This window comes from Chitinophaga varians (assembly GCF_014529945.1).
GTDB lineage: Bacteria > Bacteroidota > Bacteroidia > Chitinophagales > Chitinophagaceae > Chitinophaga > Chitinophaga varians.
Genome location: NZ_JACVFB010000001.1, coordinates 1,409,002 through 1,435,318, shown reverse-complemented (window position 1 = coordinate 1,435,318; position 26,317 = coordinate 1,409,002). Strand labels below are relative to the sequence as shown.

The 26,317-nt window shown below is 43.3% G+C and carries 21 protein-coding genes and 1 tRNA gene; 8 read left to right on the top strand and 14 right to left on the bottom strand.

Translation table 11 applies throughout. From position 1 onward, the window contains the following. The first annotated feature begins 20 nt into the window (after positions 1 to 20). Positions 21 to 230 carry a hypothetical protein gene (locus tag ICL55_RS05325; protein WP_188094996.1) on the top strand — a complete coding sequence of 70 codons (210 nt, stop codon included), beginning with the start codon at positions 21 to 23 and terminating at the stop codon, positions 228 to 230. Between the two features lie 85 nt (positions 231 to 315). Here the strand turns inward: ICL55_RS05325 and ICL55_RS05320 are convergent, their stop codons facing one another. Continuing rightward, positions 316 to 627 (bottom strand): helix-turn-helix domain-containing protein, encoded by a 312-nt coding sequence (locus ICL55_RS05320; RefSeq protein ID WP_145670805.1) that lies wholly within the window; start codon positions 625 to 627, stop codon positions 316 to 318. 196 nt (positions 628 to 823) lie between these two features. On the opposite strand from ICL55_RS05320, the gene ICL55_RS05315 reads away from it, so the two are divergent. The 3 genes from ICL55_RS05315 (at position 824) to ICL55_RS05305 (ending at position 1,877) form a co-directional block, all read left to right on the top strand. Beyond that, positions 824 to 1,045, top strand: coding sequence for a SymE family type I addiction module toxin (locus ICL55_RS05315; RefSeq protein ID WP_145670806.1), 222 nt, complete (start codon positions 824 to 826; stop codon positions 1,043 to 1,045). Between the two features lie 216 nt (positions 1,046 to 1,261). Continuing rightward, on the top strand, positions 1,262 to 1,732 hold the full coding sequence (locus ICL55_RS05310) for a PIN domain-containing protein (RefSeq protein ID WP_188094995.1): 471 nt from the start codon (positions 1,262 to 1,264) through the stop codon (positions 1,730 to 1,732). After that, complete coding sequence (locus ICL55_RS05305) at positions 1,719 to 1,877, top strand: hypothetical protein (RefSeq protein WP_168764094.1); 159 nt, start codon at positions 1,719 to 1,721, stop codon at positions 1,875 to 1,877. The genes ICL55_RS05310 and ICL55_RS05305 overlap by 14 nt, the downstream gene beginning before the upstream one ends. A 266-nt stretch (positions 1,878 to 2,143) precedes the next feature. On the opposite strand, the gene ICL55_RS05300 is transcribed toward ICL55_RS05305, so the two are convergent. Beyond that, positions 2,144 to 2,323 carry a hypothetical protein gene (locus ICL55_RS05300; protein WP_188094994.1) on the bottom strand — a complete coding sequence of 60 codons (180 nt, stop codon included), beginning with the start codon at positions 2,321 to 2,323 and terminating at the stop codon, positions 2,144 to 2,146. A 1,175-nt stretch (positions 2,324 to 3,498) separates the two neighbouring features. Between ICL55_RS05300 and ICL55_RS05295 the strand changes: the two genes are divergently transcribed. Both ICL55_RS05295 and ICL55_RS05290 read left to right on the top strand, forming a co-directional pair. Continuing rightward, entirely contained in the window at positions 3,499 to 4,524 is a 1,026-nt protein-coding gene (locus tag ICL55_RS05295) for a ComEC/Rec2 family competence protein (RefSeq protein WP_188094993.1), read from the top strand. Next, entirely contained in the window at positions 4,521 to 9,449 is a 4,929-nt protein-coding gene (locus tag ICL55_RS05290; protein ID WP_188094992.1) for an NACHT domain-containing protein, read from the top strand. The genes ICL55_RS05295 and ICL55_RS05290 overlap by 4 nt, the downstream gene beginning before the upstream one ends. A gap of 298 nt (positions 9,450 to 9,747) precedes the next feature. Here the strand turns inward: ICL55_RS05290 and ICL55_RS05285 are convergent, their stop codons facing one another. The 9 genes from ICL55_RS05285 to ICL55_RS05245 all read right to left on the bottom strand — a co-directional run bounded on the left by ICL55_RS05285 (position 9,748) and on the right by ICL55_RS05245 (position 18,757). Next, positions 9,748 to 12,030: an nSTAND3 domain-containing NTPase gene (locus tag ICL55_RS05285; protein ID WP_188094991.1), complete on the bottom strand. Its 2,283-nt coding sequence runs from the start codon at positions 12,028 to 12,030 to the stop codon at positions 9,748 to 9,750. Positions 12,031 to 12,130: 100 nt separating this feature from the next. Continuing rightward, positions 12,131 to 13,030 (bottom strand): DUF4238 domain-containing protein, encoded by a 900-nt coding sequence (locus ICL55_RS05280; protein ID WP_188094990.1) that lies wholly within the window; start codon positions 13,028 to 13,030, stop codon positions 12,131 to 12,133. Between the two features lie 369 nt (positions 13,031 to 13,399). Then, complete coding sequence (locus ICL55_RS05275; RefSeq protein ID WP_188094989.1) at positions 13,400 to 14,332, bottom strand: phage exclusion protein Lit family protein; 933 nt, start codon at positions 14,330 to 14,332, stop codon at positions 13,400 to 13,402. A gap of 235 nt (positions 14,333 to 14,567) precedes the next feature. Then, complete coding sequence (locus tag ICL55_RS05270; protein ID WP_188094988.1) at positions 14,568 to 15,194, bottom strand: hypothetical protein; 627 nt, start codon at positions 15,192 to 15,194, stop codon at positions 14,568 to 14,570. Between the two features lie 432 nt (positions 15,195 to 15,626). After that, positions 15,627 to 16,310 carry a P-loop NTPase family protein gene (locus tag ICL55_RS05265; protein ID WP_223151313.1) on the bottom strand — a complete coding sequence of 228 codons (684 nt, stop codon included), beginning with the start codon at positions 16,308 to 16,310 and terminating at the stop codon, positions 15,627 to 15,629. After that, positions 16,231 to 16,665, bottom strand: coding sequence for a hypothetical protein (locus ICL55_RS05260; protein WP_188094987.1), 435 nt, complete (start codon positions 16,663 to 16,665; stop codon positions 16,231 to 16,233). The genes ICL55_RS05265 and ICL55_RS05260 overlap by 80 nt, the downstream gene beginning before the upstream one ends. Then, the gene (locus ICL55_RS05255) at positions 16,637 to 17,059 is read right to left on the bottom strand and encodes a hypothetical protein (RefSeq protein ID WP_188094986.1); all 423 of its coding nucleotides are present in this window, start codon (positions 17,057 to 17,059) and stop codon (positions 16,637 to 16,639) included. The genes ICL55_RS05260 and ICL55_RS05255 overlap by 29 nt, the downstream gene beginning before the upstream one ends. Further along, positions 17,059 to 17,337 carry a helix-turn-helix domain-containing protein gene (locus ICL55_RS05250; protein ID WP_188094985.1) on the bottom strand — a complete coding sequence of 93 codons (279 nt, stop codon included), beginning with the start codon at positions 17,335 to 17,337 and terminating at the stop codon, positions 17,059 to 17,061. The genes ICL55_RS05255 and ICL55_RS05250 overlap by 1 nt, the downstream gene beginning before the upstream one ends. Positions 17,338 to 17,440: 103 nt before the next feature. Then, positions 17,441 to 18,757, bottom strand: a complete 1,317-nt coding sequence (locus tag ICL55_RS05245; protein WP_188094984.1) for a hypothetical protein — start codon at positions 18,755 to 18,757, stop codon at positions 17,441 to 17,443. A gap of 356 nt (positions 18,758 to 19,113) precedes the next feature. On the opposite strand from ICL55_RS05245, the gene ICL55_RS05240 reads away from it, so the two are divergent. Continuing rightward, on the top strand, positions 19,114 to 20,253 hold the full coding sequence (locus ICL55_RS05240) for a hypothetical protein (RefSeq protein ID WP_188094983.1): 1,140 nt from the start codon (positions 19,114 to 19,116) through the stop codon (positions 20,251 to 20,253). A gap of 70 nt (positions 20,254 to 20,323) precedes the next feature. Here the strand turns inward: ICL55_RS05240 and ICL55_RS05235 are convergent, their stop codons facing one another. The 3 genes from ICL55_RS05235 to ICL55_RS05225 all read right to left on the bottom strand — a co-directional run bounded on the left by ICL55_RS05235 (position 20,324) and on the right by ICL55_RS05225 (position 22,727). Next, positions 20,324 to 21,586 (bottom strand): site-specific integrase, encoded by a 1,263-nt coding sequence (locus tag ICL55_RS05235; RefSeq protein ID WP_188094982.1) that lies wholly within the window; start codon positions 21,584 to 21,586, stop codon positions 20,324 to 20,326. Between the two features lie 248 nt (positions 21,587 to 21,834). Beyond that, positions 21,835 to 21,910: transfer RNA gene (locus tag ICL55_RS05230), tRNA-Lys, on the bottom strand. 103 nt (positions 21,911 to 22,013) lie between these two features. Next, positions 22,014 to 22,727, bottom strand: coding sequence for a FadR/GntR family transcriptional regulator (locus ICL55_RS05225; protein ID WP_188094981.1), 714 nt, complete (start codon positions 22,725 to 22,727; stop codon positions 22,014 to 22,016). Between the two features lie 286 nt (positions 22,728 to 23,013). Here ICL55_RS05225 and ICL55_RS05220 point away from each other — a divergent pair, with 286 nt between their 5' ends. Beyond that, on the top strand, positions 23,014 to 26,313 hold the full coding sequence (locus tag ICL55_RS05220; protein ID WP_188094980.1) for a SusC/RagA family TonB-linked outer membrane protein: 3,300 nt from the start codon (positions 23,014 to 23,016) through the stop codon (positions 26,311 to 26,313). Positions 26,314 to 26,317 lie beyond the last annotated feature (4 nt).

Here is a 26,317-nt window from a genome sequence, read left to right as displayed (position 1 = left end):
TCACCTCTAAAATTGTGCGTATGAAACTTGCACAACGACTCACGGCATCGACACCACCTTTTTTCAGTAAGGTGCGCAATATAGGTTTGATCTTGACAGCGATTAGCGGCGCCCTGATGGGTATTCCTACCATCCCTGCCATCATCGTAAAAATTGCCGGTTATATCGCTGTTGCCGGTACTGTTATGAGTGGGGTCAGCCAGACAGCAGTGTCAAAGGAAGGCGGTTAGACCGCTGTTAAATAGTTTCCCGGCTAAGGTGTGGTTACCTTTGGGATTTGTTTGGTTGTAAAGGCTTCCGCGCGAGCGGGAGCCTTTACCTTTTGCCCTGTAATTTCTCTTTAGCTTCAAATGCTTCAATTACAGCCATAACGTATTCTCTATTGATCGGTGAAAGTTGTTTGATTTTCTCTGCTAGTGCGTCTTCTCGGTTAATATCTCTTATCAAAAAGTCCAGTGAACTGTCCAGGACTTCCGCAATTCTGGCGGCTATTTCAATTGAGGGTTTTGATTCATCGCGTTCATACTTCCCTATAATATCCCGCGATGTGCCGGTCGCATCGGCCAGCTCCGTCTGTGTTAACTTTTTTTGTTTTCTGGCTATGGTAACTTTTTCACCAAACGTCATAATGGATGATTTTCGCGCTAAACTACTGATTTAAAATTTAATATGAAGTAAGCAGCCTGAATGAACTACCAAACCGAAAAAGTAGATTATTATCAACTTTATATGACAATAAAATGATCTAAAAATCTACAAAGAACAACATTTAAGTTTACTATTATCTACATTTTAGTTATATTTGTAGAAATTAATCAACTTTATGAAAAACCAGCCGAATGAACGAAAAGCCAAACTGCATTATAAAAGTTCGGAACGCCTCTGTCACTGGATAAAAGTGCCATGGTTAAACCTATCCGGCATATGGCTACAACGAGCCGGCTTTGACATTGGAGATAGCATCTCTATTGCTATTGAAAACCGAAAACTGATCATTACAATTACCCGCAAAGCGCCTCCTGAAAAACCATTTTGGCAGAAATAGGACAACTCCATCTGAACACCAGGTGACTGAGGGCGGACTGTATCATGAACCGCCGCCCGCAGGACACCCGGCACTTAACTGTTAACCCAAAACATATTTAATGAAACACCGCAAATCGCCGACTTAGTCCGGCAGCGAAAACCGTATTCTAATAGTTACACCAACAGAATACAAACCGGGAATGCAACATTGTTTTTAACCTCTCCAACCATTTTTATGATTCATGTTTATACTGACACCTCAGTTATTGGAGGTTGTTTTGATAAGGAATTTAAAGAACACAGCAACGCGCTGCTTAATGAGTTCAGATTAGGTATAAAAAAGCTGCTTTTGTCGGATATAGTGATGATGGAGCTGGACCCTGCGAAAGATGAAGTAAAGGCCAAATTAACGGAAATTCCGAACCGTTATAAGATTGAAATCAAAGGGCACCCCAAAGCGATTAAACTAGCAGAAACCTATATTGCGGAAGGAGCCCTGAGCAATAAATGTTATAATGACGCACTGCACATCGCGTTGGCCACGTTGCACGGGGCTGATATCCTCGCCAGCTGGAACTTTAAACATATTGTAAATCGTGACCGGATTAAACTGTATAATTCTATAAATTTGCGTATGGGGTACCGCATAATTGAAATCAGGACCCCGCGTGAAATCTTAAAGCCAAATGACCATGAAAAAAAGTAAAAAGTATGACGCAGTGGCTGAAGTAAGGAAAATCAGGGAAGAGTTGAGCCTGAAGTATTGGGGCCATCCTGATTTATTGTTGAAAGACTTGAAAGAAGCCAGGGAAAAATTTCACCTGGAACAAAAAGCCCTAAAAAGGCGTTAACCCTCCCCCACCTCCTTTTTCTCAAATTCACAACAGCATTAGTAAAGGCTTGCCGATATGGCATATCAGTAATATTTTGCTGTGCCGGTAGGCTTCTGTTTATGATGATTCACCCGTTTAACCAGGTGCGGGGGTGCTGTGTCTTGGTGAGGCCGGGGCCGATCCATTGGGGGGACCGCTGCGGTCCGGAGGCTGCCGAGCGTGAAAGAACCGCTTTTTTAAAGTAAGTAAACAGATAGGCCCGGGGTGATCCCGGGCCTATCTGTTTACGGCATTAGTTTTATGCTGTTTACGGTTGCAAAGTACACCATGACTACCTGCCGGCAGGTCAACTCAGGAAACTCCCGGGCAACGGCTTCCTGCTCGCGTGTGGTGAGTAAACGGCTGGCGCCATTAGCATAATTGTAGATAGCCCAGTAGGTAACAAACTTTTTAATGTAAAACATAATGGTTGTGTTTAGGGGGTTAAAAGGTTGGTGTTCAAACGCCCCCGGGGGCAGCTTTTAAAAGAAAAAAGGGAAAAAAAGAAAGCCCTCTTCGCACCCAGCGCAGGTGGATCTACCAAAAGGAAACGGAATAAATGCGTGGGTAATGTCCTCCAATGGCTTGATATCGCTGGTGCAGGATAAAATGCTGAGGATATATTCTAAAGCTTTATGCCGTAGTCTTTTGGTAGATCCACCTGGTGCTGGGTATTTTTGCTTTCTTCTTTTTCGCTTTTTTCATTTAAATGCTGTCCCATTATGGTCTCCGTTTTATTCTCCCCGTTCATCTCCCAGCTGTTGATCAGAGTACAAACGTTGGGCAGCTATAATCTTCCGCTAAAATAGGATTACTGTCGCCCCGCCCCCGCCGCCCCTCCACCCCCGGCCGCTGCGGCGGCAGCCAGAGCGCAGGCCCTGGAGCGCAGCGGAAGGGCCAAGCGAGGGCGAGCCGCAGCAGGCCGCGCCTTCGACCTATGTCTGGCCGGGAGCGCCAGCGGACGGCAAAATCAAAAATGAAAGGCCGGGGGTGGCGGGCGGGGGGCGGACAAAATGGGCAGCGGAGGGATGGCGGGCATAAAGGCCGCCAATTGTAAAAACAGCCCTTAGCCAGACCGGGAGCTGCCCGAACGAAGGCGGAGGGAGCGCGAAAAGGGTGACAGGACGGAGCGCAGCCCCTGTAGCGAAGCGGAAGGGGCAAGCGAGGGACTGGCGCCCTTTTTGCCGACTGACGCCGGAGTGAGACCTTTATCCAGCCAGCTTTATACCAATTATTAATAGGGATATGTTATTTTAATGATTTGTATTAGTATTTAATCTGTAGATTCGATCTTGTTCTGGACGGAATAAATTCCGACCTACTTTCAAGTTCGAACATCATCAATGGGGACCAAACAAAATTGGATAATGGCATTAATGTCGATATATTTAATAATTCGCAATAGGCAGCTAAAGCATACACCTATTTATCAAGTCGGCATAATGCTTTCGTAATTCAGATGAAGCGTGCCCCGGGACCCCAAAACAGGATAACAAAATAGGAAGGCATGAGCTTTTTTTTGTATACATACAATAATTTTGTTACTATGTCCTCACATAATGTGGAGTTTTTCTATGTACGATATTAAATACAATTGAAGATGACAATAAAGTGCTGGAAAGTGAACTGTGGTGATGCCATCACAATCCGTTCAGTAACAAATGAAGGACGAGCAGTTAACTTATTTATTGATGGTGGGTACCTAGGTACCTACCGGGATACCATCAGAAAGGAGATAAAGTGGTTACAGGAAGAGGGCGAGGTCATTGACCGGTGGATTATAACCCATACAGACCGCGATCACATAGGTGGCGTCATCGCTTTTTTAAGGGACTCGGGAATTAGGAATAAAGAGGCGCTCATTAAGGAGTTCTGGTTTAACTGGAGCAGTTATCCCTACAAACTACCTTCTAATTTACTTTCTACAGAGCAGGGCATGACGCTCAGGGATTACCTGAGAGAAACGGGTAACCTCTCCGAGGAGGATATTGTAGCAGGTGCTGTGGAAGACGACTGGCATGGTTTGCACATCAAGATTCTCTCCCCCAACCGGCAAAAACTCAATGCGAGCAAGCTCGCCTGGGCGGAGGATGAAAGCGAACTAATGGTTTCCGCAGATTTGTCTGACTACAATAAAACAATCGAGGAGCTGCAGGCAGAACCCTTCGAAGAGGATACAGATGTGTATAATGGTAGTAGTATAGCAATCCTCCTGGAAAAAGGCTCATTCCGTGTATTATTACTGGGCGATGCACACCCGTCTGTTATCATAGAGAGTTTACAGAAGTTAGGGTATTCAAAAGAGAATAAGCTGTCAGTAGATTATATCAAACTATCACATCATGGAAGCAGAAGGAATTTTTCACCGCACCTCCTGGAACTCGTATCTTGTAACAACTTTATCCTGCTTGGTAATGGCATCTCCCACAAACTACCGAATAAATGGACACTGGCGCAGATACTGACAAGCGCCCAGCGTACGGAAGAGCCGGTCAACTTTTATTTTAATGATAACAGTGATGAACTGAAGAACATGTTCTCCGTTGATGAGGACGTAAATAAGTATGCATTTAACTGTCACTTTACAGATACTTCCTGTCTAATAATTGAACTGCTTGACCAATGAGTATAGCTTTACCAGCAATAGAACAAAGTGTAACCGTACGGCTGTCTTGCCATGGGCAGGTTGGTACGGGTGTGATATTACCAGCTGGTACCCTTGGATTTATCTGTATCGCAACTGCAAAACATGTCATTACCGGAAAGAAATTTGATAAGCCGGCGGCGAATCTTGTCGTAGACAAGATCGTTGATGGAAACAATGAACTACAAACGGTCACATTAGCTGCCAGTGACTACATTTTCTATTCACAGCCAACAGAAGATATCTGCATTCTGGTCCTGCGAGCGGATCTGTTGCCCATCAATTATAACATAGCAGAACAGCTGCAATTTGTAGACAACATTCATAGACAGGCGGCGTGCAGTATACGCGGATATGCCAGCTTGGAAAAGAACAAGGAAAATGTTTCCATTGCATGTATTCACCAGGAGAATAAAGCAGGTAGTCCCTACCGCTTTAAAATTCAGTCTACAGAAAAATTGGATACTCGGTACCAGGAAGAAACTGAGACAATGCAGGGAATATCCGGCGGCGGTGTTTTTTTACATGATGATGGTATGACACAGCTGGTGGGCATCGTGCTGGAATATGCAAATGTCAACTATTTTTACTGCATTCGGCTTAATGCAGTAAACGAACTGCTTGCTGAGGCTGGTCATGCACTGCTTCCATTTGTGCAGTTGGAAACTGACCCGACGATCAAAAAAGCCATAATGCTCCTGGAAAAAAATGAACGTATCCTGAAAGCTAAGATCCGTGACAAGATCGGTAACCTGCATATCAATCGAATACAGGGCGAAACATTAGCGAAGGAATTATCAGGAGCTCATTTCCTACTAATACAGGGAGATGCGGGTGCTGGAAAGTCTGCTCTGGCCAAACAGGTGGCCATGCAACTCGATGAGCAATCCGGAGTACGCCTTTTCATGTTTAACGGGGAGCAGTTTAGTTATGATAGCATAGATGAAGTATTAATTCAAATGGGCCTGGACGTTCAGATTAAAAATTTACTCAATAGTCCATTATCGCAGACAGAAAAACTCTTCTGGATTGATGGCATTGAGAAAATTATCGAAACAAGCAAAACAGGAGCATTTACGGACCTCTTAGAACTGGCAGCTGGTGACCCATCCGTCAGAATTATGGCCACTTCGCGGAGTTATGCAAATCAACAGTTTCTGTTCCATTTCTCAGCACAATTGCCCCCAAAACGATTGCTTCATGAGGTGACACCTCTATCTAATGAAGAACTAGCAGAGGTAACGGTAGCATATCCAGGTATACACGAGCTTTTGCAAAAAAGACAATTAAACGCGTTTTTAAGAATACCGTTTTACCTTAATTATGCTGTAAAGGCAGCAGCCAGGTTTGAGGCGCAACCGGAAGTAAACCTTTCCGATTTCAAAACTATACTCTGGGAGGAAGTCATTGAAGCAGATACAAAAGAACGGGGACGCGTATTTGAAACGATATCTGTAAAACGGGCAAAGGAAATGTCCTTATTCACCGTTGTCGAGGCAGAAGAGAATATACTAAAGCGTCTTTTGCAAGACCACATAATTATTTCAGAAAATGACATATTAAAGGAGCGATTTACACCCGCGCATGATGTATTGGAAGACTGGGCGCTTTGTCGATATATCAAAAGGCATTTTAAGGGACAAACCGACCCGAAAGTTTTTTTTGCTGCAATTGGAACGGAGCCGGCGATACGCAGGGCTTACAGGCTCTGGTTAACTGATGAACTTCAAACGGCTCCCGAAGAGGTCAACAGTTTTATAAATTCAATTATATCCGAAAAGTCAATTGAACCTTACTGGAAGGACGAAACGCTGGTATCGCTGTTGAGAAGTGACCAGGCGGAAGTGTTTTTTACCCGAAATGAACAAGCACTGTTGGCTCATGACGGTTTATTGCTTCATCGCATAATTAATCTGCTCAGGACTGCATGTCTTGACCCTGTAACCGGTTTTACCTCTTGTGGTAATTATATGGTAACCGGTTCGGGATGGGCTGCCACTATTAGGTTTATCCAGCACCACTCCCAAGTTGTGCTGACATCCGGTAAGATTGTTGATCCGGTATTTCAACTGATAAATGCCTGGTCAAATAAGCTGATTCAAACAGAGAGGTTCGTGTTGCCACCTGAATCAAGGGAAGCAGGCCTTCTATTACTGGCCCTGCTCAACAGGGTGAAACCTAGGGGATATAATGGAAACACGAATCGTCGTGATCTGGATGACCTAATTGATCAAGGGATTCGAACCCTATTCCAGTTGGTGGAGCCTGTTAAGAAGGAGCTGGCTGATTTTCTGCGCACAGCCATTGTCGGAAGCAACCGTACAGACGGGCCTGTCGATTTCCAGGCATTGAGTTTTTACCGGCAAGTGATTAAGTGTGCGTTTGATGATGATGAAAAATCCAATATCTGTCTTTGTATCGTACTGCCCATGGTTGTAATTGAGCTCATCCAGGCAGTAACGACACCGGCTGTAGAAAGACACCGGTATACTAGTTCCAGATTTAGTAGCACTTATGAACGGGAGCCTGAAGAAGCGTATGGGATAGATCTACCGTATGAGTTGACTATTTATACGGCGAGCGCTCTCCATACTCCATTCTATCATTTACTCAAGTATCATCCCTTTGAAACGATTAAACTCATCTTGCAAATAATCAATAAAACAGTAACAAGTTATCGCACCAACCGTCTGGACGAACATGAAGTCTTAGAAGAAATTACGCTTCATTTCGAGGAAGATATTATTAAAAAACAATTTGGGAATTTCACCTGGTGGAGGATGTACCGTGGGAATGCGCATGGTACGCCTGTTTTCCTGCAATGTATGCTGATGGCTCTGGAAAAATTTCTTTTAGAAATAGCGGCTTCTGATGACATTATCACAAGAGAAAATTTTCAGTCTATTTTTGGCTGGCTGCTGCGAGAAAGTGATTCCATAGCCATTACAGCCGTACTCGCCAGCGTAGCCCTTGCATTCCCCGCAGCAGTCGGTAAATCTATTTTACCGCTTTTCAGTGCAAAGGAAATTATTCTCTGGGAAAACGAACGTTCCATTTTCGATTTGCCACAATCTTTCCTATTTCTTCCAGATCGATACGATGAAGAAAGAAAAGTTTCTGACGATTTGCCACACAGGAAATACCTTCAGGGGTTTAGTAGGTTAATCTTTGGGTTGCAGGCAAATGGTGGTAGTATAAGGGAAGAGATCTTTGCTATCCTCGACAGGCATAAGGCAGCCCTCACGACTACTGATGGAATAATCTGGCGGAAAACGCTCGCTGAAATAGACATCCGTACCCATGTGCTGGAAAAAGATGAGGCAACCAAAACTGTTTGGCTTACTCCTTCCTATGACAAGGAAGTACAGGATTTTATGGACGAAGGCAAAAGCAAAATAGAGAAAGACAGTCTATATGTCCAATATAATAACCGTATCCGCAGTGCGTATGCAAAGGATGTTGATGATATGACTGTTTCTGAATGGCGCTCTATTCACAAGTTGTATATGGAATCTGGCGAACGCAGGAGCTATTTTGCACTTCCCGCCCAATTGGCGATAATAGGACAACGAGAACTGGACATTCAACTTATTGCCGAGGAAAGGCAGTGGTGTTTTACAACACTAATTAGTTTTGCAGAAAGCCTGATTTCCACTAGAGAAAACCGGGAGAGATTTATTAGGACGGAAACTTCATTTGATATTCTAGAAATTTTGCCTGTACTTGAATTCCTTCCCAGGTTGTTGGCGTACTGGCCAAAAGAAGCGGAGCAGAAACTTGTTAAATGCCTTATTTTAACTTTACTAACGGCACCGCTCTACGATAATGAAGCTCACCAATTGTTAAAAAGCATCCGTCAGAACCTTTGGGAACTGGATCAACCTTTTGCACAACGATGTGTAAGTTATCTGGTAGCTTACACGTATGCCGCTGAACAACTTTCTGCTCAACATGATCGTTATACTACACCTAACCCTGTACCAACAGAGCAGATGAAAGCAGCCCTTATTTTGTCCGTGCTGGAGGACCAGTACCCGAAACTGGAATATGAGGGATTGCCACTTACTCATATAACCAACAGGTATTTATTTTCCGCGTTCATTATTATACCATATGAAACAAGGGATCCGCAAATGTTGGGATTGTGTTTTTACTATGTAAAATTGCATATAGGTGCATTGGAAGACAATATTCAGGAAAGAAACAGTAACAATTATTCGGATGAACGCCGCCATATTATAGATTTATTCCCCTTAATGATATTGAGAGCTTCGGTATCATTCGGTGAAGAAGTCATGGCCTTCCTGTACAATGCCTATCTGCCTAATCTTCGCTTTGCTCATATTCCCATTCAGCCTCCAAGAGAGGATTTCATCAATAAAATCCTTACTGGCTTTGCAAATACAATAGATGGAGAAGCAAATATGGAGGTGATTAATCGTTTCTGGCATTTGTGGCAGCACTTCCACCAACTAAATGTGAATGCAGGACAGCAGAAGTATGGAAGGACAATGCTGCTGAATTTGAATTGGAAAATGGCAACTACCCATTGGCCTCCACTTGAAGGTCGCGAAGAACTACTATCTGAATTAATTAAATATTATGGCCAGAAGGAAATGTTAGCTGTCATCACACTTGTCACGACAGCAGGTAACCAGACACTCATGCCAGTGGGCATTTCCTGGGTTAAGGAGTTATTGAGCACATCGTCTTTCTCCACAGACTTCCTGAAACATCCAATTTGTGATCTTTTCGTCGAACGTGCCTTTTTTAAGTTTGGCAAAGAAATCCGGAAGAATCCGAAGCTGACATCTGATTTCATAGTTATTCTTAACAGAATGATCTGGCATAATTCAACGGTTGCTTTTTATACCAGAGAGGAATTGATCACGTTCAAGGCTACCTAACCTCTATTAAAGGTTCAACATCCACGACAGTAAAGGAAATAGGCCGGTCAAAAGCAACTTGATTCCGGTTCACAATTCCATAAGCAGATAAGGAGGTTGCTGGAAGGAAATACGGCTTCTTTGATCCGACAAAAGTACTCCTCACCTAGCTTTCAGTCATTTTACTTAGCTTTCAATCCATTCGAAATTTGGTTCACGTTTCCAACACTCTAGGTTTGTCTGTGGCGGTTCCTAAGAATCTCTCCTCTCTCCCTTTGACAACTAAAATAACACTTTGAGAAATGAAACTAGTGCACATTTAATCGTCAACGTCCTCAAATATACTTCTTTCACCAGTGTGTTCAATCGGGCTTGATGCATCCTCTAGCTTTCGTTTTGGCCTAGAAGATTCTAAATCCTCGTTCGCCTCAACGATCCAGTTTCTAACTTGAACCCTTTCGTTACTACAGGCATCCAGTACTTCGGGCTCTCCTAAAAAAACTCTCTCAAGAATATTTAGAGACCGGTTGAAGGTAACCATATAATCGTCAGGATCCATACTATTATCATAATTAGATTCAAAATCAGAGCGGACGTCCGCCAGACGATGTATTAAACCACTGCGTACCTTAGAGAGAAGCGTATCATACTCACTTTGGGTAAAGAGATCACTAGCCTCATCCCGGTCATCAAGTGCTTTCAAATCATCACCTGTAACGCAATATTCTGTTAGAATTTCAATAATTTTTATTCTTTCCTTTTCCGGTAAGAGACCTTCCTTGTATAAACGGATCGCAAGCTCAAGCTCTGCGGAAGCATCAAGGTACAAACCAATTTCGGTTACCTGCTTCAATAAACTTGGATTTTTGTCAATATATGCTACTAAAAAATCTTTATTACAGCGTGAGGTTAAGAAACGTAGTAGCCGTCGTTTAGCGTCCCACAAGGACAGGTGTTCAGTTTTATAAGTGCCACTTTTTGTAAATAACTGCAACCGGCTAACAAGCAAAGGGTACAGCTTTGGGGGAACAACAATTGCATTAACATAACCTATATCACCACAAGTCAACTGTGAAAATAGTTGCTCTATCTTACCACCCTGTAAGTATATCTCCATTAGCTCCGGGTTTCGAATCAATATCTTTGAATAGGCGTCACCGATGGTGGGATGCTTAAACTGCCAAAATGGCCCGCTATCACTACTAGTAGTATGAACCATACTACCATTAAGTGATGCCAGGGCAGAAGTACAACCTGCTAAAGAGCTGCCCAACCTCTTTAAAGCGGTTTCCTCAGACTCTTGGAGTTCAATAGGACTTTCCAGTTTGTTATTACGCATATAAATCAGTCCTAGCGCTGACTTGCAATTAGAATCCAGCCCATCTATAGTATTTAATAAATGTTGCTCCTGGCTTTCCACAAAATGCATAAGCTCGAAATAATCCAATTGAAGACCCCTTGTAAAAGCTGGATCAGAAAGCCTTCTGGCGGTTTCAGGAACAAAACGTTTGTGCGAGGCAATATCATCAAGAAGGGGTTTAATCTTCTTCTTAAAGGAGTTAGGTTGCCTGCCCAGCTTTAGATGATTGTATAGTATCTGCCTTTTTTCATTAAGGCTAAGATCATGAACGTCAATTACAACCTGGCTTTCTTTTAATATTGGAAAGGCGCTATCCTTCAAATCATTTCGGGCAGCATTATATATGTAATCTCGCGAGGTCATTACCACTTTTATGCCTTGGCTTATCATCGTCTTTACTTGGGCAAAAACATGATTCCATGCATGAACAAGAGAAGACTCGTACTGGGTAACTCCAAAAGCGTCGTCGATCCAGAAAAGCTGGTTAGGGTTATCAGGATTCCAATGTTCTATTACTTTTTGTGGTGTATCTAACTTAAGGGTAAGAGCAGACCATTGATCGAGCGCAGACATCGCCAGCATCGAGGCTATAGTTGTCTTTCCTGCCGCTGGTTCTCCAATCAAGAGTACAAAGCCATGATCACTTAAGGCCCTGGATGCCTTATGATAAGATTCGGTGATAACTATTTTTGCAAGATCTTCCTGCATTGAAGCAAGCAACGCCCTCGCCTGCGAATATGCTCGTTCATCAATAATCTGACTTAAATCACCAAGACCGTATAATCTGGGGACAGCGGTCCTTAGCTTCATATTTTCATGTATCTGGTCGCATATCCATGTATATCCATAACAGACAGCGTGTTTAACCCCTCGTTTCTTCAACTCCTGAATGATCTTTACGTCGGTGCTGCCGGAAACGCCGGAATTTGTTATCACCACATAACAATCACACATATTCATTTTAACAAGCCGATCAACCTTCTCTAACTCATCTTTTAGATCAGATAAGGTCAGATTTTTATCTTTCCGTACCGTAAATTTACACTGTATTACAAATTTGCCACTCATCGTTTCCATGCCCTTGGGAGTCCATATTCCTGAAAAAGCACCATCTCTTCCACCATCTTTTGTATCGAGAAATGAAATAACCGTTTGCCCAAGAATCTCCCTCGTAATACTCAAACATAGTTTCTGAAAGCTATGCCAGCCGAGAGAGTGGAGGTTGTAGTTTCTATTTAACATATTTGTTTAACACTGTTGTAAATTTATTATTTCCCTTGATAGTCTTTTACCCTATCATATTTCACTAAGCACAATCGTTATTTACAATAAATCTTTTCAACTATCTTCTAGTTCTAGATAGCCTATCAAGCTCATTCAAACAATTTTTATCCGATATTACTTTAAAGAGCACGCTTTTATCCAGGGTAAGATTAGCTACTTCCTTTTCAGTCCTTTCAAGTTTTCCTTTATCGGGACAACAGCAATAAATATTCGCCTGCGAAAATTGTAGCAATTCAATTAAAGCCATGATTCCAGCATTCATTTCAGCCTGCTCTATTCTTCTAAATGTCCTTATTAACGAATGATGCTTCGATAATGGAAATATAAATTCACTATCAAATATATTCTCCGGATTATCTTTTCTAAAAAGAAAAGGATTATCAGAACAAATATTATTTCCCTGCCCGTTGTATACAAGCTGCCAGTTTTCTAAATCGAGGTTATTTCGGCTCTGCATCATTTGTATCGTAGATATGAAAGGTTTAATACTTCTTGCGAAGTAATCGGAATTAATAATTTCTTTTGTTTTTTCCTCATCAACTACACCTGTTTGGGAATTACGAATTGCCATATTTTTTGTAAAATCGGGATCGCTGAAATACTTTCTCATATAGTATTCGTCATTCCCTGGAAGTCTCCAGAAAACTGTTGAAACAAACTCTTGCAAATGCAACTTTTCGTCAATGGTTAGATCTGGTACACTTGTGCTAGCTTGTATTTTCTTTAGCAAACCTTTATGCCTATCATCCATATAACTATACATCGTTTCTGGAATATCAGTTATCACACCATTGAATTCTATAAGATTTCTATTGTCATAGAATTTTGACTTGGGATAAAAGTTCTTTGGAGATATTTTCTTTCTCTGACAATCATAAATTGAAAATGTGCCATTTTCATTAGTAAACCCATTCAAGTAGAATTGTGGTAGATAATGGTGTTTTTCTGACCTGACCATGTTTGGAAAATAAGTGTAATTTAAATTTTGATTGTCTTTAGCGTATATATTCAATCTTACTTATCTGGCAATTCATCGACAAGTTTTAACGTCCGACAAAATGTTTCTCTTGCCACTCTGCTTACCTCTTAAATTTCTTAGGAAAACTTTCTCTTCAATTTGAATCTCCCTCAACTTTTCAAAATCACCAGATGATGATTTGATAAGCACCTCATAAATAAAATTCATCAGCAATATCAATTTTTAGTACCCTCTTCTTCAAAAAGTAAAGATATCCGCCTATTATTCTTGCTAATAGGACAACAATTGAATAATTGTCCAGCCATTCCTCTTGTTAATGGGCACATGCTGGAAAATCCGCAAGATGAACTAAGCATCTTTCTTAAGTTGCTCTCTAATAGCGAAATACACTGCCTTATAATTGGGTCGATCACTTGGCCATACCATGTTTTTGCCATAATGAAGATCCCAAAGCTTATAACCTTGGACAGCTACTGCCCATAAGTAGTGATCATCATCTATTTTTAAATTTTCCAGATAAACACCAAGTCTATCATCGGTATCGGGGTAACCTTCTGATTTATTGCTTTCCTGAAGCATCAAAATGCTAAATAGTCCGACTAAGATCCCAAGCTCCAAGGTATCCTTGCCAGAAGGAGTTGTTCCTCTTAGGACCAATTCAAGTGCCCGAGCATCTGCCTCTTTTTCTTGATTTATACTTAGAGCAATGCCATCCTTCCGACTCATAGGAGCATTAGCTTTGGTGTGTTGAAGTTCTATATGAGCAAACTCATGGCCAATTACGAATTTCATGGCATTAACACAGACTGCATTGACTTTTTCAATAAGGTCCTGTTGATTTTCGGGATAGTAAGCCGGATTGGGCAGTTTTAGATCCCAATCTTTATTTTCATTCTTTATTAGCATAGCGTAGTCAAATAAATCTAACCCTTGCTTTACTAGTTCTTTGTCCGGCTGTTCATTCTGATTACCTAAATAATTGTTTTTGCCCAGTTTTACCGTTATCTCATGATGAAAAACCATCAAGCTATAGGCCATACACCAGATAAAGGAAGCTAGGCCCTCAGTTACATATATATGTGTATCCATTGCAAAAGGGCTTTTAACGCGAGTATCCATTGCATCATAGGTAATTTCCGGATCAATTTCTCCTTTACCGATAAGCTCCTTGGCATATTCTTTAAATCCGGGAAAAAGGTTCTCAAATTCATGGAGGAAATTATTCTGTAGTACTGCAACTGGTGATTGCCCCTTAAAGCCAAGAGAACGATGATCAATCATAATGAGAATTATTATAGGTTATAATATAAATTCTTACGAGTTCAAGTAACAAAAGAGATAAAATCATATTCTACTTCTACTATGACGTTGGGCGTCTCCTAATAAGCGACCTCCAACTAGGATTTACATCTATATGCATCAAAGACCAAACAGAAAAGCACACTAGCATTAGCTGCCTCATATATAAGGCTTTTATGGGTAGTAGCAGCGTCATTCTAAAATAATTTGAGTGAGATTATTCTCTAAAGCCCGACCATCTGCCTTCACGAAGCATTATCTCGGGCTTGTTCGAATAAGTATGTTTTGCATACGATAGTTTATATTGGATAGATAACGTCTTCGCAAATGCAAACGCGCATTCTAACAATTTATCCAAGACAAATTTTACTTGTTTTTCAGTTGGGATCAAAAGATAATCGGACGCAATTTCTTCTACTGAGAGATACTGTTTAATCAGCGTGAGTTTAGCAATCGATTTTGATCCGAGAGTTCGGTCTCGGTGGGTAATGTCATGACGCAAATCGACTAATACCTCTGTCAGGGTGGCATAGTTTAGATCGAAAACATTATCTCCTTTGCTAATGGCATCTAGAATCGGAAATTCGCCCGTAAGCCATTTCCTAATGGCTGTACCACTTGTAGGACGGTTACTAAACGGTTTTGAAGATATTTTTTGACTATTAACCAAAACCCTGATTTGCTCCCAGGAGGAAACGATGGCTGGCAATTGAAATCCTAACACAGCAGCTCTCTCACTGTCATAGGACAAAAGCGCACTAAATATATCTTTTAAAAATCCTTCATAATATTCCATTGTTGTAGCTAAATTACGAGCCGATTCCCGAGATAGCAATATTTCCATATGTACGCTCTGATGGAATTTTCGAAATACGTCAATAAAATAATTATCAGACATTTGCTTACAACAACAGGGGTTTGCTTTTGTTACTTGGCTACACTAGAATAAACGCAACTTTAAAACAACTAACACAATATAAATATTTATTACCAATAACTACTGATCATGTGCATATTTTCTGTTGGGCCATCTCGACCTCCACAACGGCCTATTCTCATCAACTCAGCCTATTAGTGAAGTGAAGTCAATTTTTCATGATAATGGCTTCCAGTTACATAGCAGATACACATTTTACACATATAATACATAAATTACATATTATAAAACTCAATACTCCTTGGGAACAATGTTCGAATGAAGATGTAGGCGGGTTCCAGTAACGCCTGTGCCGACAAAAGTAATGAACGCAGGATACATAATATTTTTCAGGATGCTTTACCGTCTTTTATCTATGGAGCTGGCATCAAACGCAATCAGGTTGAACATCGCCCGCATCCTACTCCGCAGCCTATTCCCATACATTTCCTTCAGCTCTTGGCTGTTCAGATTCGTTGTCACATGGGTAAGCATCTTACTGGAGATTAACAAATCATACCGCGAAAGTAAAATCTCCCCCATCACATTACAGTTATTCCCCCAGTAGTTCACCGGCTGCTCTACGCCCAGGTCATCAAAGCAGTGCAGCCGCGGCACATTGGTATACGGAAAAAAGGCGTTAGTACTATACCGGCTGATGATGTCGTACCCTATTTTGCTGAATTCAAAACTAATCTGCCGGCAGGATACCATATGCGGCCGGTACGACTCTGGCGTCAGGGCTCTCATGAGCGTCATAAGGGAGGTTTTACCGCATCCAATCTTACCAGTAAGGAGTATGCCCTTATGCAGGTCGATCCCTTCCGCAGCGGCAATTGCTTCGTCCTGCAGGAAGTAGGCCAATAGTTTAACCACCACCGGCCGGTCCACATCATCGAGCCAGAACTGGGGACCGTAGATATTCTTTCCATGTGCTTCCAGCTGCTGGAAGAGCTGGTAGTAATCATAGGGGCTCTGAGTAGCTTTTGTGTTCATTGGTGTGGAGCCTTCCTGCCCCGGTTGATGATCTGGTATGTTTGTCATGATGCTCAGGTTTGGGTGGGTGAATATTGAGTATCCATTTATGGGCGGCGGCCTGCCAGTCGGTGATTAACGTTTTGCCGCCCTGCCGCCAGCCGTTGGCCTGGTAGTGGTGGAAAAATTTGCCGGCTTCTGCTTCCGGGTAGCTGCAGGTGGCAAAGAGTTCCTGCACCTCGGAAAGCGAGGGAAGAATCCGCGGGGCGCCCGGTGGATTTTCCGCACCGGGTGCACCCGGATCGTCCAGGAGGTTTTCAGTTTCATTTTTATTTTTTTTTGTTGGGGGCGGGAGCCTGTTTTCTCCCCCACGTTTATTATTGTTTATATGTTTATTAAAGTGTCCCAGTTTTGAGCAGGTCATGTGGCTCACTTTTGGGCCTCATAGAAGCGGCTTTAGGGTCCTGAAACAGAAATAGCTGTTCAGGGTGAGGATCTGCGATGAAATCGGCCAGGGGAATGATGGATACGTAGCTGGCAGCATAAGCCTGCCGTGCCTGCGCGTAGATGATGTAACGACAATGGTCCAGGTGCTTCAGGCAACGTACATAGGTACTCCGGGAGCCGATGCAGGAAAGGCTCATGACTTCTTCGCGCAAGATGGGAAAGGGATTCTGGAAACGGTGATAGTTCCAGACCTGAAACAATGCCAGGTACAGGCTTACATGATTGGCCTGTAAGCGGGTTTCTTTCCGCACCTGTGCGAAGAAAACATTGAGATGTTTGATGTAGTTGGTATGAGCTGCTAGCGTCGGCATCAAGAACGCTTGACGGTTTTTCGGGTACCTTCCATCAGTTGGAGAATATCGTCGTAGTCGTAGAAGATTAAGCCGCCTATTTTGGTGAAGGACAGTGTACCGTTGATACGCATGTTTTGAAGAGTGCCGGGAGAGATGTCCAGCATGTCGCGGACTTCATAAGTTTTAAGCCATTTTTTGGGTTGGAGAGCCGGAGCGTTGACGAGTTCCCGTAGTTCCCGGAATAATTCTGTTTTGAAGATCGCCAGATCTTCGCGGGTAAGGATTTCTGCTGCCATATGGTTTGGGTTTGTTTGTTATGGCAGCAAAAGAAAAATTATTACTCACGCAAGAATAGTTACAGGGGTTTCACAACCCCTTGTAACTATTTGATAATCAAAATTAAAAATTTGATATAATTATTTTTACAATATTAGAATCGGCGCATGACAGGTAAATTCGGAACTGCTGCAGGAAATAATCGGCTATCAGGCAAGCAACCACGTTTAACCCTTTATGCGACTGATTGATTAGCTTCATGAGTAGATCGCGTACAGACTTAGACACGGCAGCATTGTCGTTGTAGAAATTGTTCCGGAGACTGCTGGGAGAAATACTATCCTGCTTAACGGAGGTGAAGAAGTACGAAAAGAAGTCCAGGACTTCAGCCCTATTCTTGTTTACATAAATACCGCTATCCAGCAACAACTTTAGAATATGGCCGATTTGCGGAACTGAAAAATTGGTTTGCACCTTAAAGTCTTTCCAGCGGCTTAACTCCTCCGGGAGGTGTGCTACACCTGATGTGGCGTTGATTTCCTTGTGGTAAACAATTTCTTCTGCCAGCCACGATTGCATTTTATGCTGAAGCGGAGGACGTTGGGAATTGAATACAAACGCAGGTTTCTGGGTGGCCTGGCTAATCTTCTTCTGAAGAAACATCAGCCGTTCCAACTTTTCCCGGAAGGTGGGAAAAGTGGTCAGTTCTTCGGTGATCATAATGCACCAGTATTCAAAATAGTGTACGTTGTTGAAATTGATAAACAGCAACAGCTCATGCAGCATTTGCGGAAATACGGCCTGCTCTCCACTGACATCGAGTAATTGAAATAACCGTTTATTCATTTCTGTTAGATAGTGCAGCTGCTGGTAGGTGATCGGGGAACTTGTATGGATGCTCTTTGTTAGTTCCAGAAAGGGCATGAATACAACATTTTGCAACTGCTCGTCTACGCCGGAAGATAAGAAGCCGGCTTTCAACAGCCCTACGTCTTCCCGGAATTTCGACTGGGCTTTTAACAGATAGGATGGAGGAACTTTGCAGTTAATGTCGAGGTACCGTTCAAATTTTTGTTCAAGGTGTGTCAGTAATTCAGCCAGATGGAGGTAGAGGATTTTGTAAAGGTTTGACCAGGTGTTCTTTACTGTGGGCTTGGCGTCATCGAAAAGACTTTCTGCCGGCAGGCTTTTGGCTACGCTGGTCATCAGTGTGACCAGCTGTCGCTGGCTTTCTTGTATGAACCATTCTATCTGCTTCTCCTTTCGGAGGTCGTACAGATAGTTGCCGGTGCATTCCAGGATTTTGTTTTTTTCGTTGATGATGTCTTTAATAGCTTGTGTGTAGAACGGTTCGTCAGGGTGTTTTTGTTCGGTTGACGCTTGTTGCAGGTCAACGTGAATAAATTTTTCAAAAAAGGATAATGGGTAATACTGCTGCATATTATTGGTTTTAAAATGTGCGCGAGTATGGATTTGGTTGCGTAATGGTCTTTCATAAATCACATGATCGGGGTCTGGGGTTGTGATACGCTAAGTATCAACAGGGTTTGCAATAAAATATATCGGACAAGAAGAAGATGTTAACGAATTGTTAACCAACCACTTCTAGATAGGTAGGATACAAAAAGAACCAGACTTGGTAAGTTTAAATTATACCGAAGGTCTCTTTAGATAGATTCTCTTATAACCATTCTCATCTAAGGTGAATTGATATTGCCATAATCATATATAATCCACATCTCTATCGAATTATTACCAATAATTCTTAGATTAGAAGTAATAATACGTTTTGATTAATGCTAAATAAATTTTACTGGGCCCTTCCCGCACATCTAATGTCTCGAGATCAGCAACACGTTGAATACGATCTCACAGAATGCTTGAATACATTTAAAGCGAATGAATTTTGGAAAAGAAAAATCGCTTATGATAGTCAAGTTGGGCTAACCCCTGAAAATCTGGCTAAGTTTAGTTCAATAAAAATCAAGTTAATTCCTCATAATGGGGTACATTTCAGAGTACATAACCACAGCCATACTATCCTCACAGATTTACTAGGAAACATAGATTCTGACCTACAATACATAGTTGAGAGGGGTAACCTACGAACAGCAAAAAGCCTTGTTATTGTGACGATAGAATATGAAAGTGATATTCCCTTAATGACAAACTGTAAAAAGGAGAATGAGTTTGATCCTGAGCGTATATTTAGTTTAGATGAAGACTTTCAAATGATTTATCTGGAGTGCCAAACATTGGCCAACGAAATGGCCTCATTTTTTTTGACAGCGCTTCATCTAGTACATCCCACCAGAAACTCTGGTGTTGAAACAGGATTTCAACAGTCAAGTGGGCTAATTGTTTTTGAAAATGATAATGGCAGATACTATAGCGACGCTCATTCTGATATTATCACTCATCCGGTATTAATCGAGAGCAGTAACACCATAACTTTGGCTGGCACCCTGGACATCTTGGCGAATGTTTGGCATAAAGAATTATGGACGATACATAGTTACTTAAAAGCACTGCGCTCAGATCGTATAGAAATAGACAATTTTCTTGATTTAATGTTCACACTCGAAAGTTTTTTTCCAGATCAGGCAAGTGCTGAATTTATTAGAACTACGGCATCTATACTTTGCGGCGACACACTTAAAGATGCACAGGAAATTGATTTGAAATTGAAGGTTGCTTTTAAGATCAGAAACGAGGTTGCTCACGGTGGCATTCATTTCAGAATTATGGATTATTTCGCCTTTGGATCAAAAAAATATTTAATCCTATTGCTGTTTTGGGATCTAAAGACTATTGTTACCAATTTGATGATTCATGCCATGAAAAATCTTCTAAAACCAGAAAACCACCAGCAGAACAAACTCAGTATCACAACCAATGATCTTTACGAAAAATTTTATTCAAAACAAACGAATTAACAAATATTATATATAATAAATACAGCAGCTAGATTACAACTCTAACTGCTATATACTGCTATAAATACTGCTATGCTACAACCTTGCTCAACATGGATTCCGGCAATTTAAGGTTAAACCGGTGCTTCAATACCTGCATATCTTCACTCACTTTGCTGGCTACTATCTTAGCATATATCTGTGTAGTGCGTATGGATTTATGCCCCAGCATGGCGCTCACGGTTTCCAGCGGTACACCGTTGGCCAGTGTTACAGTAGTAGCGAATGTATGCCGCGCCGTGTGAGTGGTGAGGTTCTTCCGAATACCACAGAAATCAGATATTTCTTTGAGGTACCCGTTAAAACGCTGATTGCTTTTAATAGGCAACAGTACATTGTTGGCAACACAATGCGGATGTTCACGATACTTCCGCAGGATCTCTTTAGCTAACGGTAACAGGTGAACGTTTTCGCGGCACCAGGTCTTTTCTCTGTTTTTCACGATCCAGTCATCGCCATCGAAATATTTAGAGATACTATCGGGAGTGAGCAGCAGGGCATCTTTATAGGCGTAGCCGGTGAGCGTCATGAACACATAGGCGTCTTTGGCTTCCTGCAGGCGGGGAATGGAAAGTTCTTTGTGATACAGTATACTGAGTTCTGCAACGGTAAGTATATCACGCTCCGGGTTGATATAGGAACATACATAATCCTGCAAGGGGTTACACTGTAACCATTTCCGCTGAACCGCCAGCTTTAACAGCTGCTTGGTGTTCTTCAGGTATTTCATAGCGGTGTTATCCTGGATACCTTCCGTCAATGTAAGATAGTCGAAGAAATCTTCCGCGAAGGAAAACTCAATTCTTTCGAGGGGGATATCTTTCATTTTGAGAACACCGGAAAGAAAGGCTGTGATCTTATCCTTTGTGGTGAGCCATTTTTTGTAGGTGCTGTTTTCCCGCTTTCCCTTGTCTACTTTTTCTTTGAACTTCCCGTTATGAAAGTCTACAACCTGCAACAATGTTTGTTTTTCCTGATGAACGCCCAGGTAAGCGTTTTTGATCATGGTGGGAGTAACAGTTGCTCCCTGCTTCTTCAACAGGCTGTAATGCCTGAGCAGCTCACCTCTGACATGCTGGATCTGGTTGTTGATTTCAATAACCTCCGCTGATCTGCCGATTACGGCGCTGGCTTTCTTATCAAATTTGGAAGGGTCAACCTGATAGCCGATAGAAAAACCATCTTTAGGTAATCCGGTAACAGTCATACGGACGCAGATGGTTGCTTTACCTTTGGGGTTCAACGTGTCGTACCGGAGATAAAAGAGGATTGATAAATCTTGACTTACTTTCATAGTCTACTAAGTTTTGGTTACCGATTTTTGGTGTTGTTTGGTGATTTTTAGTTTGGCTTGCAAGTCATCAAACCCTTTGCCGGTAAGCATCTCAGAAAAATTCGTCTACAGTAAATTAAAAAATTTTACTGTAGACGAATTTGTAGACTCTCTAAATCGTTTGATATGATTTATCTTTTTATCATAAAAACAGAAAAGCCGCATAAATCCTACGATTTAAGCGGCTTTAATTTCCTTTGATAATCTTGTGGTGATCCCGCTGGGACTCGAACCCAGGGCCCATACATTAAAAGTGTATTGCTCTACCAACTGAGCTACGGAATCATTCCCTTTTCTGAAGGGAGTGCAAAGATAGAAAATTATTTATTCCAACCAAATATATAACAACATATTTTGCAACTACTTACTAAAAATATTTATCGTGTAGTTACGCTTCTTCTTCATCTTCTGTTATTTCTTTTACTGCCTTCTCCGGAAACAGCGTTCCCATATTCTCGAAGCGTGTATTCAGATGCAGCCGCATAGCGGTACGGAAAGCGTCTGCAGTACCGCACTTCAGGATCTCCAACAGTGATTCATGTGAGATGATCTGTTTCACCTTCCAGTCTTTACGCCGCGGCGCATAGGTGGCAAACAGGGTATTGAGCAGGTTCTGGAAAGCGTAGAGTGATTTGTTGCCGGACATTTTATACAATGTGCTGTGAAAACGTATATCCAGTTTCGTTAGTTGTTCTGAGTCCACCGTCATGTTTTCTTCTTCGATGATACGTTGCAGCTCATTGAGGTGACGTTCTTCCTTATGCAGAAACAGAAAATCGGCCATGCCTATTTCCAGCATCAGGCGCACCTCGTACAGGTCCTTCAGCGAGTCCTTGTCCAGCGTACCGGAGGAAAGGATGGTCTTAAAGCCATAGAATATATTCGGCGACGTGAGCACAGTGCCCCGCTTACGTTTCGTTTCAATAAAGCCGAGGATACGCAGCCGGCTCAGTGCTTCCCGCAATACTACCCGGCTTACGCCCAGTGTTTCCGCCAGCTCGTTCTCTTTAGGCAGCGAATCACCCAGCTGATAGCCTTTCTCCGAGATATACTTCAATATTTTCCTTTCAATCTGCTCCGCCAGGGTAAGGTCCTTTTGCATCGATTAAGTAGTATTTATTGTTTTTAATTGTTCCTAAAAATAATCTTTTTGCTGAATCACAGACAATTTTCTACCAATAAAGGTAGAAATTCGAATTAATATGTACTACAAATAAATTAATTTATATACTTTTAAAGCGAAATAAGGCCAACATTTCACTAGTTTTTCAATTTTAAGTACTACATATTATAAGAGAATCGCAAAAACAACTAGTTTAAAACACCCGCTGCAGCATATGTACTACTTAAAGTGAACAAACCCAACCAACATCTAAATATTCACGGTTATGAAAAAACAACATCTACCACGTTTGCACTGGCCGGGAAGCTGGTTACTGGTAGCCCTTACCTGGTTTTCTTTCTTACCGGTAACGGCACGACAACAACCACCACAGGAATCTCCCGCCAGAAAAAATATATCCGTCACCGGTAGGGTCACCGACGCTGCCAACCGCCCTATGCCCGGCGTAACAGTCCTTCAGAAAGGAACACAGAACGGCGTCATCACCGATGCTGCCGGCAACTACCGCCTACAGGTACCCGCAGACGCGACGCTGCTGTTCAGCATTATCGGCATGGACACCCGTGAAATGCCCGTCAACGGCCGCCCACAGCTATCTGTAGCCCTCAGTGAGAAATCCACCTCCCTCAATGAAGTAGTGGCCATCGGCTATGGCAAACAATCCCGCGCCACACTCACCACCGCCATCTCCCGCGTCAACTCCAAAGAGTTTGAACACGCTCCCGGACAAAATCCACTGCTGCAAATGCAAGGCAAAGTGCCAGGCCTCACCCTGCAGGTCAACAGTGGCCAGCCCGGCGCCGATCCACAGATATTCCTCCGCGGCGGCACCACCACCTCGCCGGAAAAAGACGCCCCCCTGCTGATCATCGACGGCATGGTGTCGCAAGGCATGCGTAGCATCTCCGATATGAACACCGACGACATCGAATCGGTACAGGTACTGAAAGATGCAGCCTCCACGGCCATCTACGGCGCACGCGCGGCCAACGGTATCATTATCATCAAAACAAAATCCGGAAAAGCCGGCAAACCACGCGTCAGCTTCGGTTTCAGCTACGGAATGGAACAACAGGCGAAACAATACAAGTTCCTCAGTGCACGCGATTACATCTACGTAAGCCGCAAAAACACGATGGACTTTAACAAAACCAATCCCGACTTCTATCTCACCGGCGGCCGCTATGGCATGTCTACCGGTAATCCACGCAACTCCAAAAACACCCTCGAATTCCTTGACACCTATATACAAAACTACGGTCAGGCCTATGTGGACCACCTCCTGCACGAAGAAGGCTGGGAAACCATGACCGATCCGGTCACCGGCAAACAACTGCTGTTCAAAGGCACCGACTATCAGGATATCACCTTCAACAACGGCCATAAAAAACAATACGATATCAGCGTAAGCGGCGGCAGCGATAAAGGCACCTACTACCTGGGCCTCGGTCATACCAATCAGGATGGTATCATCGCCGGCACATTCTATAAAAACTACAATGGCCTGTTCAACGGTACCTATAAATTGAGCAACAAGTGGACACTCAATACCAACATGAGTTACCAGGTGCGTTATTCCAATTCACCCAATAACGACAACAACGTGTTGAGCCGCTCCGTTACCCTACCGCCTACTTACCGCCTCTATTACGAAGACGGCACTCCGGCGCCGGGAGAAGGCATCGCCTCCTTCCGCAGCCGCCTGCACGAAATCTATTACAAGGAACGGTATACCGATATCAAAGTATATCGCACTACCTTCCAGCTGGGCGCCGACTGGGACATCCTGCCGGGACTGCGCTTCTCCCCTTCTTTTGCCTGGTTTACCACAGAAGGAAAAGAAAACAAGTTTGAAGCGTACAATGAAACCAATCCCAACAGAAATGCTTCGGCAGCACATAACCTAAACAGACATACGCAGGCCGACGCGGTGCTCAACTATGACAAAACCATCAGTGGCCGCCATCATTTCAACGCGATGGCCGGCACCAGCTACATCAACGACTACGACTACAACATGAGCGGCAGCGGCTACGGCGCACCAAATGACAACATCCCCACGCTCAACGCCACCAAAGTGGAAACACAACGTACCTCCACTTCCGAGTCAACGGAAATACTAATGAGCTACTTCGGCCGGTTGAACTACGACTTCGATAACAAATACCTGTTCTCCGCCAGCATCCGCAGCGACGGCTCCTCCCGCTTCTCCGACAATCACCGCTGGGCTGCCTTCCCGGGCGTATCTGCCGGATGGAACCTGCACCACGAAAATTTCTGGGAACCACTGCAACCGGTGATATCACTGTTTAAAATCAGAGGCAGCTGGGGACAGGCAGGCAATAACGCCCTTTCTATTTTCGACTCACAAGGCCAGTACAGCACCTCTCTGAACAGCAACCTGCTGAGTTATATGGGCAACACCGGCATTCTCAATACCACGCTGCCCAACACTGACCTGGTATGGGAAACCACCACTTCTGTGGATGCGGGCCTGGATATCGGATTATTGAAAGACCGCATCACTATCCTGCTGGATTTTTACAATAAGATCACCGACAACCGTTTGTTCGATAAACCGCTCGACGCCACCACCGGCTTCAGTAAAATCCGCAGCAACTACGGCACTATCCGCAACCGCGGCATCGAAGTGGAACTCAATGCTACACCTGTTAAAACGCGAAACTTCACCTGGAACACCAGCATCACTTTCGCCTTCAACCGCAGCACCGTGGTATCCCTGCCTACCAATGGGGAAGCGAAAAACAGGATCGGCGGCAACTACATCTTCGACGCCGGCGCCGGTCAATACGTAAAAGTAGGCGGCCTCGCTGAAGGCGAACGTTTCGGCGGCCGATGGGCCTACCAGCTCGACGGCGTCTATTCCACCGATAAAGACGCCGCCACCGCGCCCTACGACGTAGAAGCCAACGGTCGCAAGAAAACAGGCGGCGACGCCATCTGGCACGACTTCGACAAAAACGATACCATCGACTACCGCGATATGACATTTATGGGGTACATCCGTCCGGATAAACAGGGCGCTATCGTCAACACCCTTACCTATAAAGGCATCAGTCTCCGCATTGTAGCTGACTACGCCCTCGGACATGTGATCGACAATGGTTTCAGAGGAAAAGCCAACGGCAGCTCCCGCAACAACAACCAGGCGCTCACCGATGTTATCAGCGATGATATCTGGAAACAACAGGGCGACCAGGCCAGCATTCCCAAATACACCGTGCAAAGCGATTATGATTATAATTTCAAAAACCATAACCGTGCTACCAACGGACTGGGCAACGATGGAACGGCGAGCAACAACTCCCTCTATTATAAAAAAGGAGACTACCTCGCCCTCCGCGAAATATCGCTGAGCTACAGTATCCGCGCGGCCCTGCTGCAAAAGGCCAGCATCAGTAGCATCGACGTATTCGGCGGTATCTATAACATCTGCTACTTCACCCAATACGACGGCTTGTCGCCCGAAGTGTTCACCGGCGTAGACCCCGGTCTGTATCCACGTCCCCGTCAGTATAATCTTGGTGTGAAAGTCAATTTCTAACTGC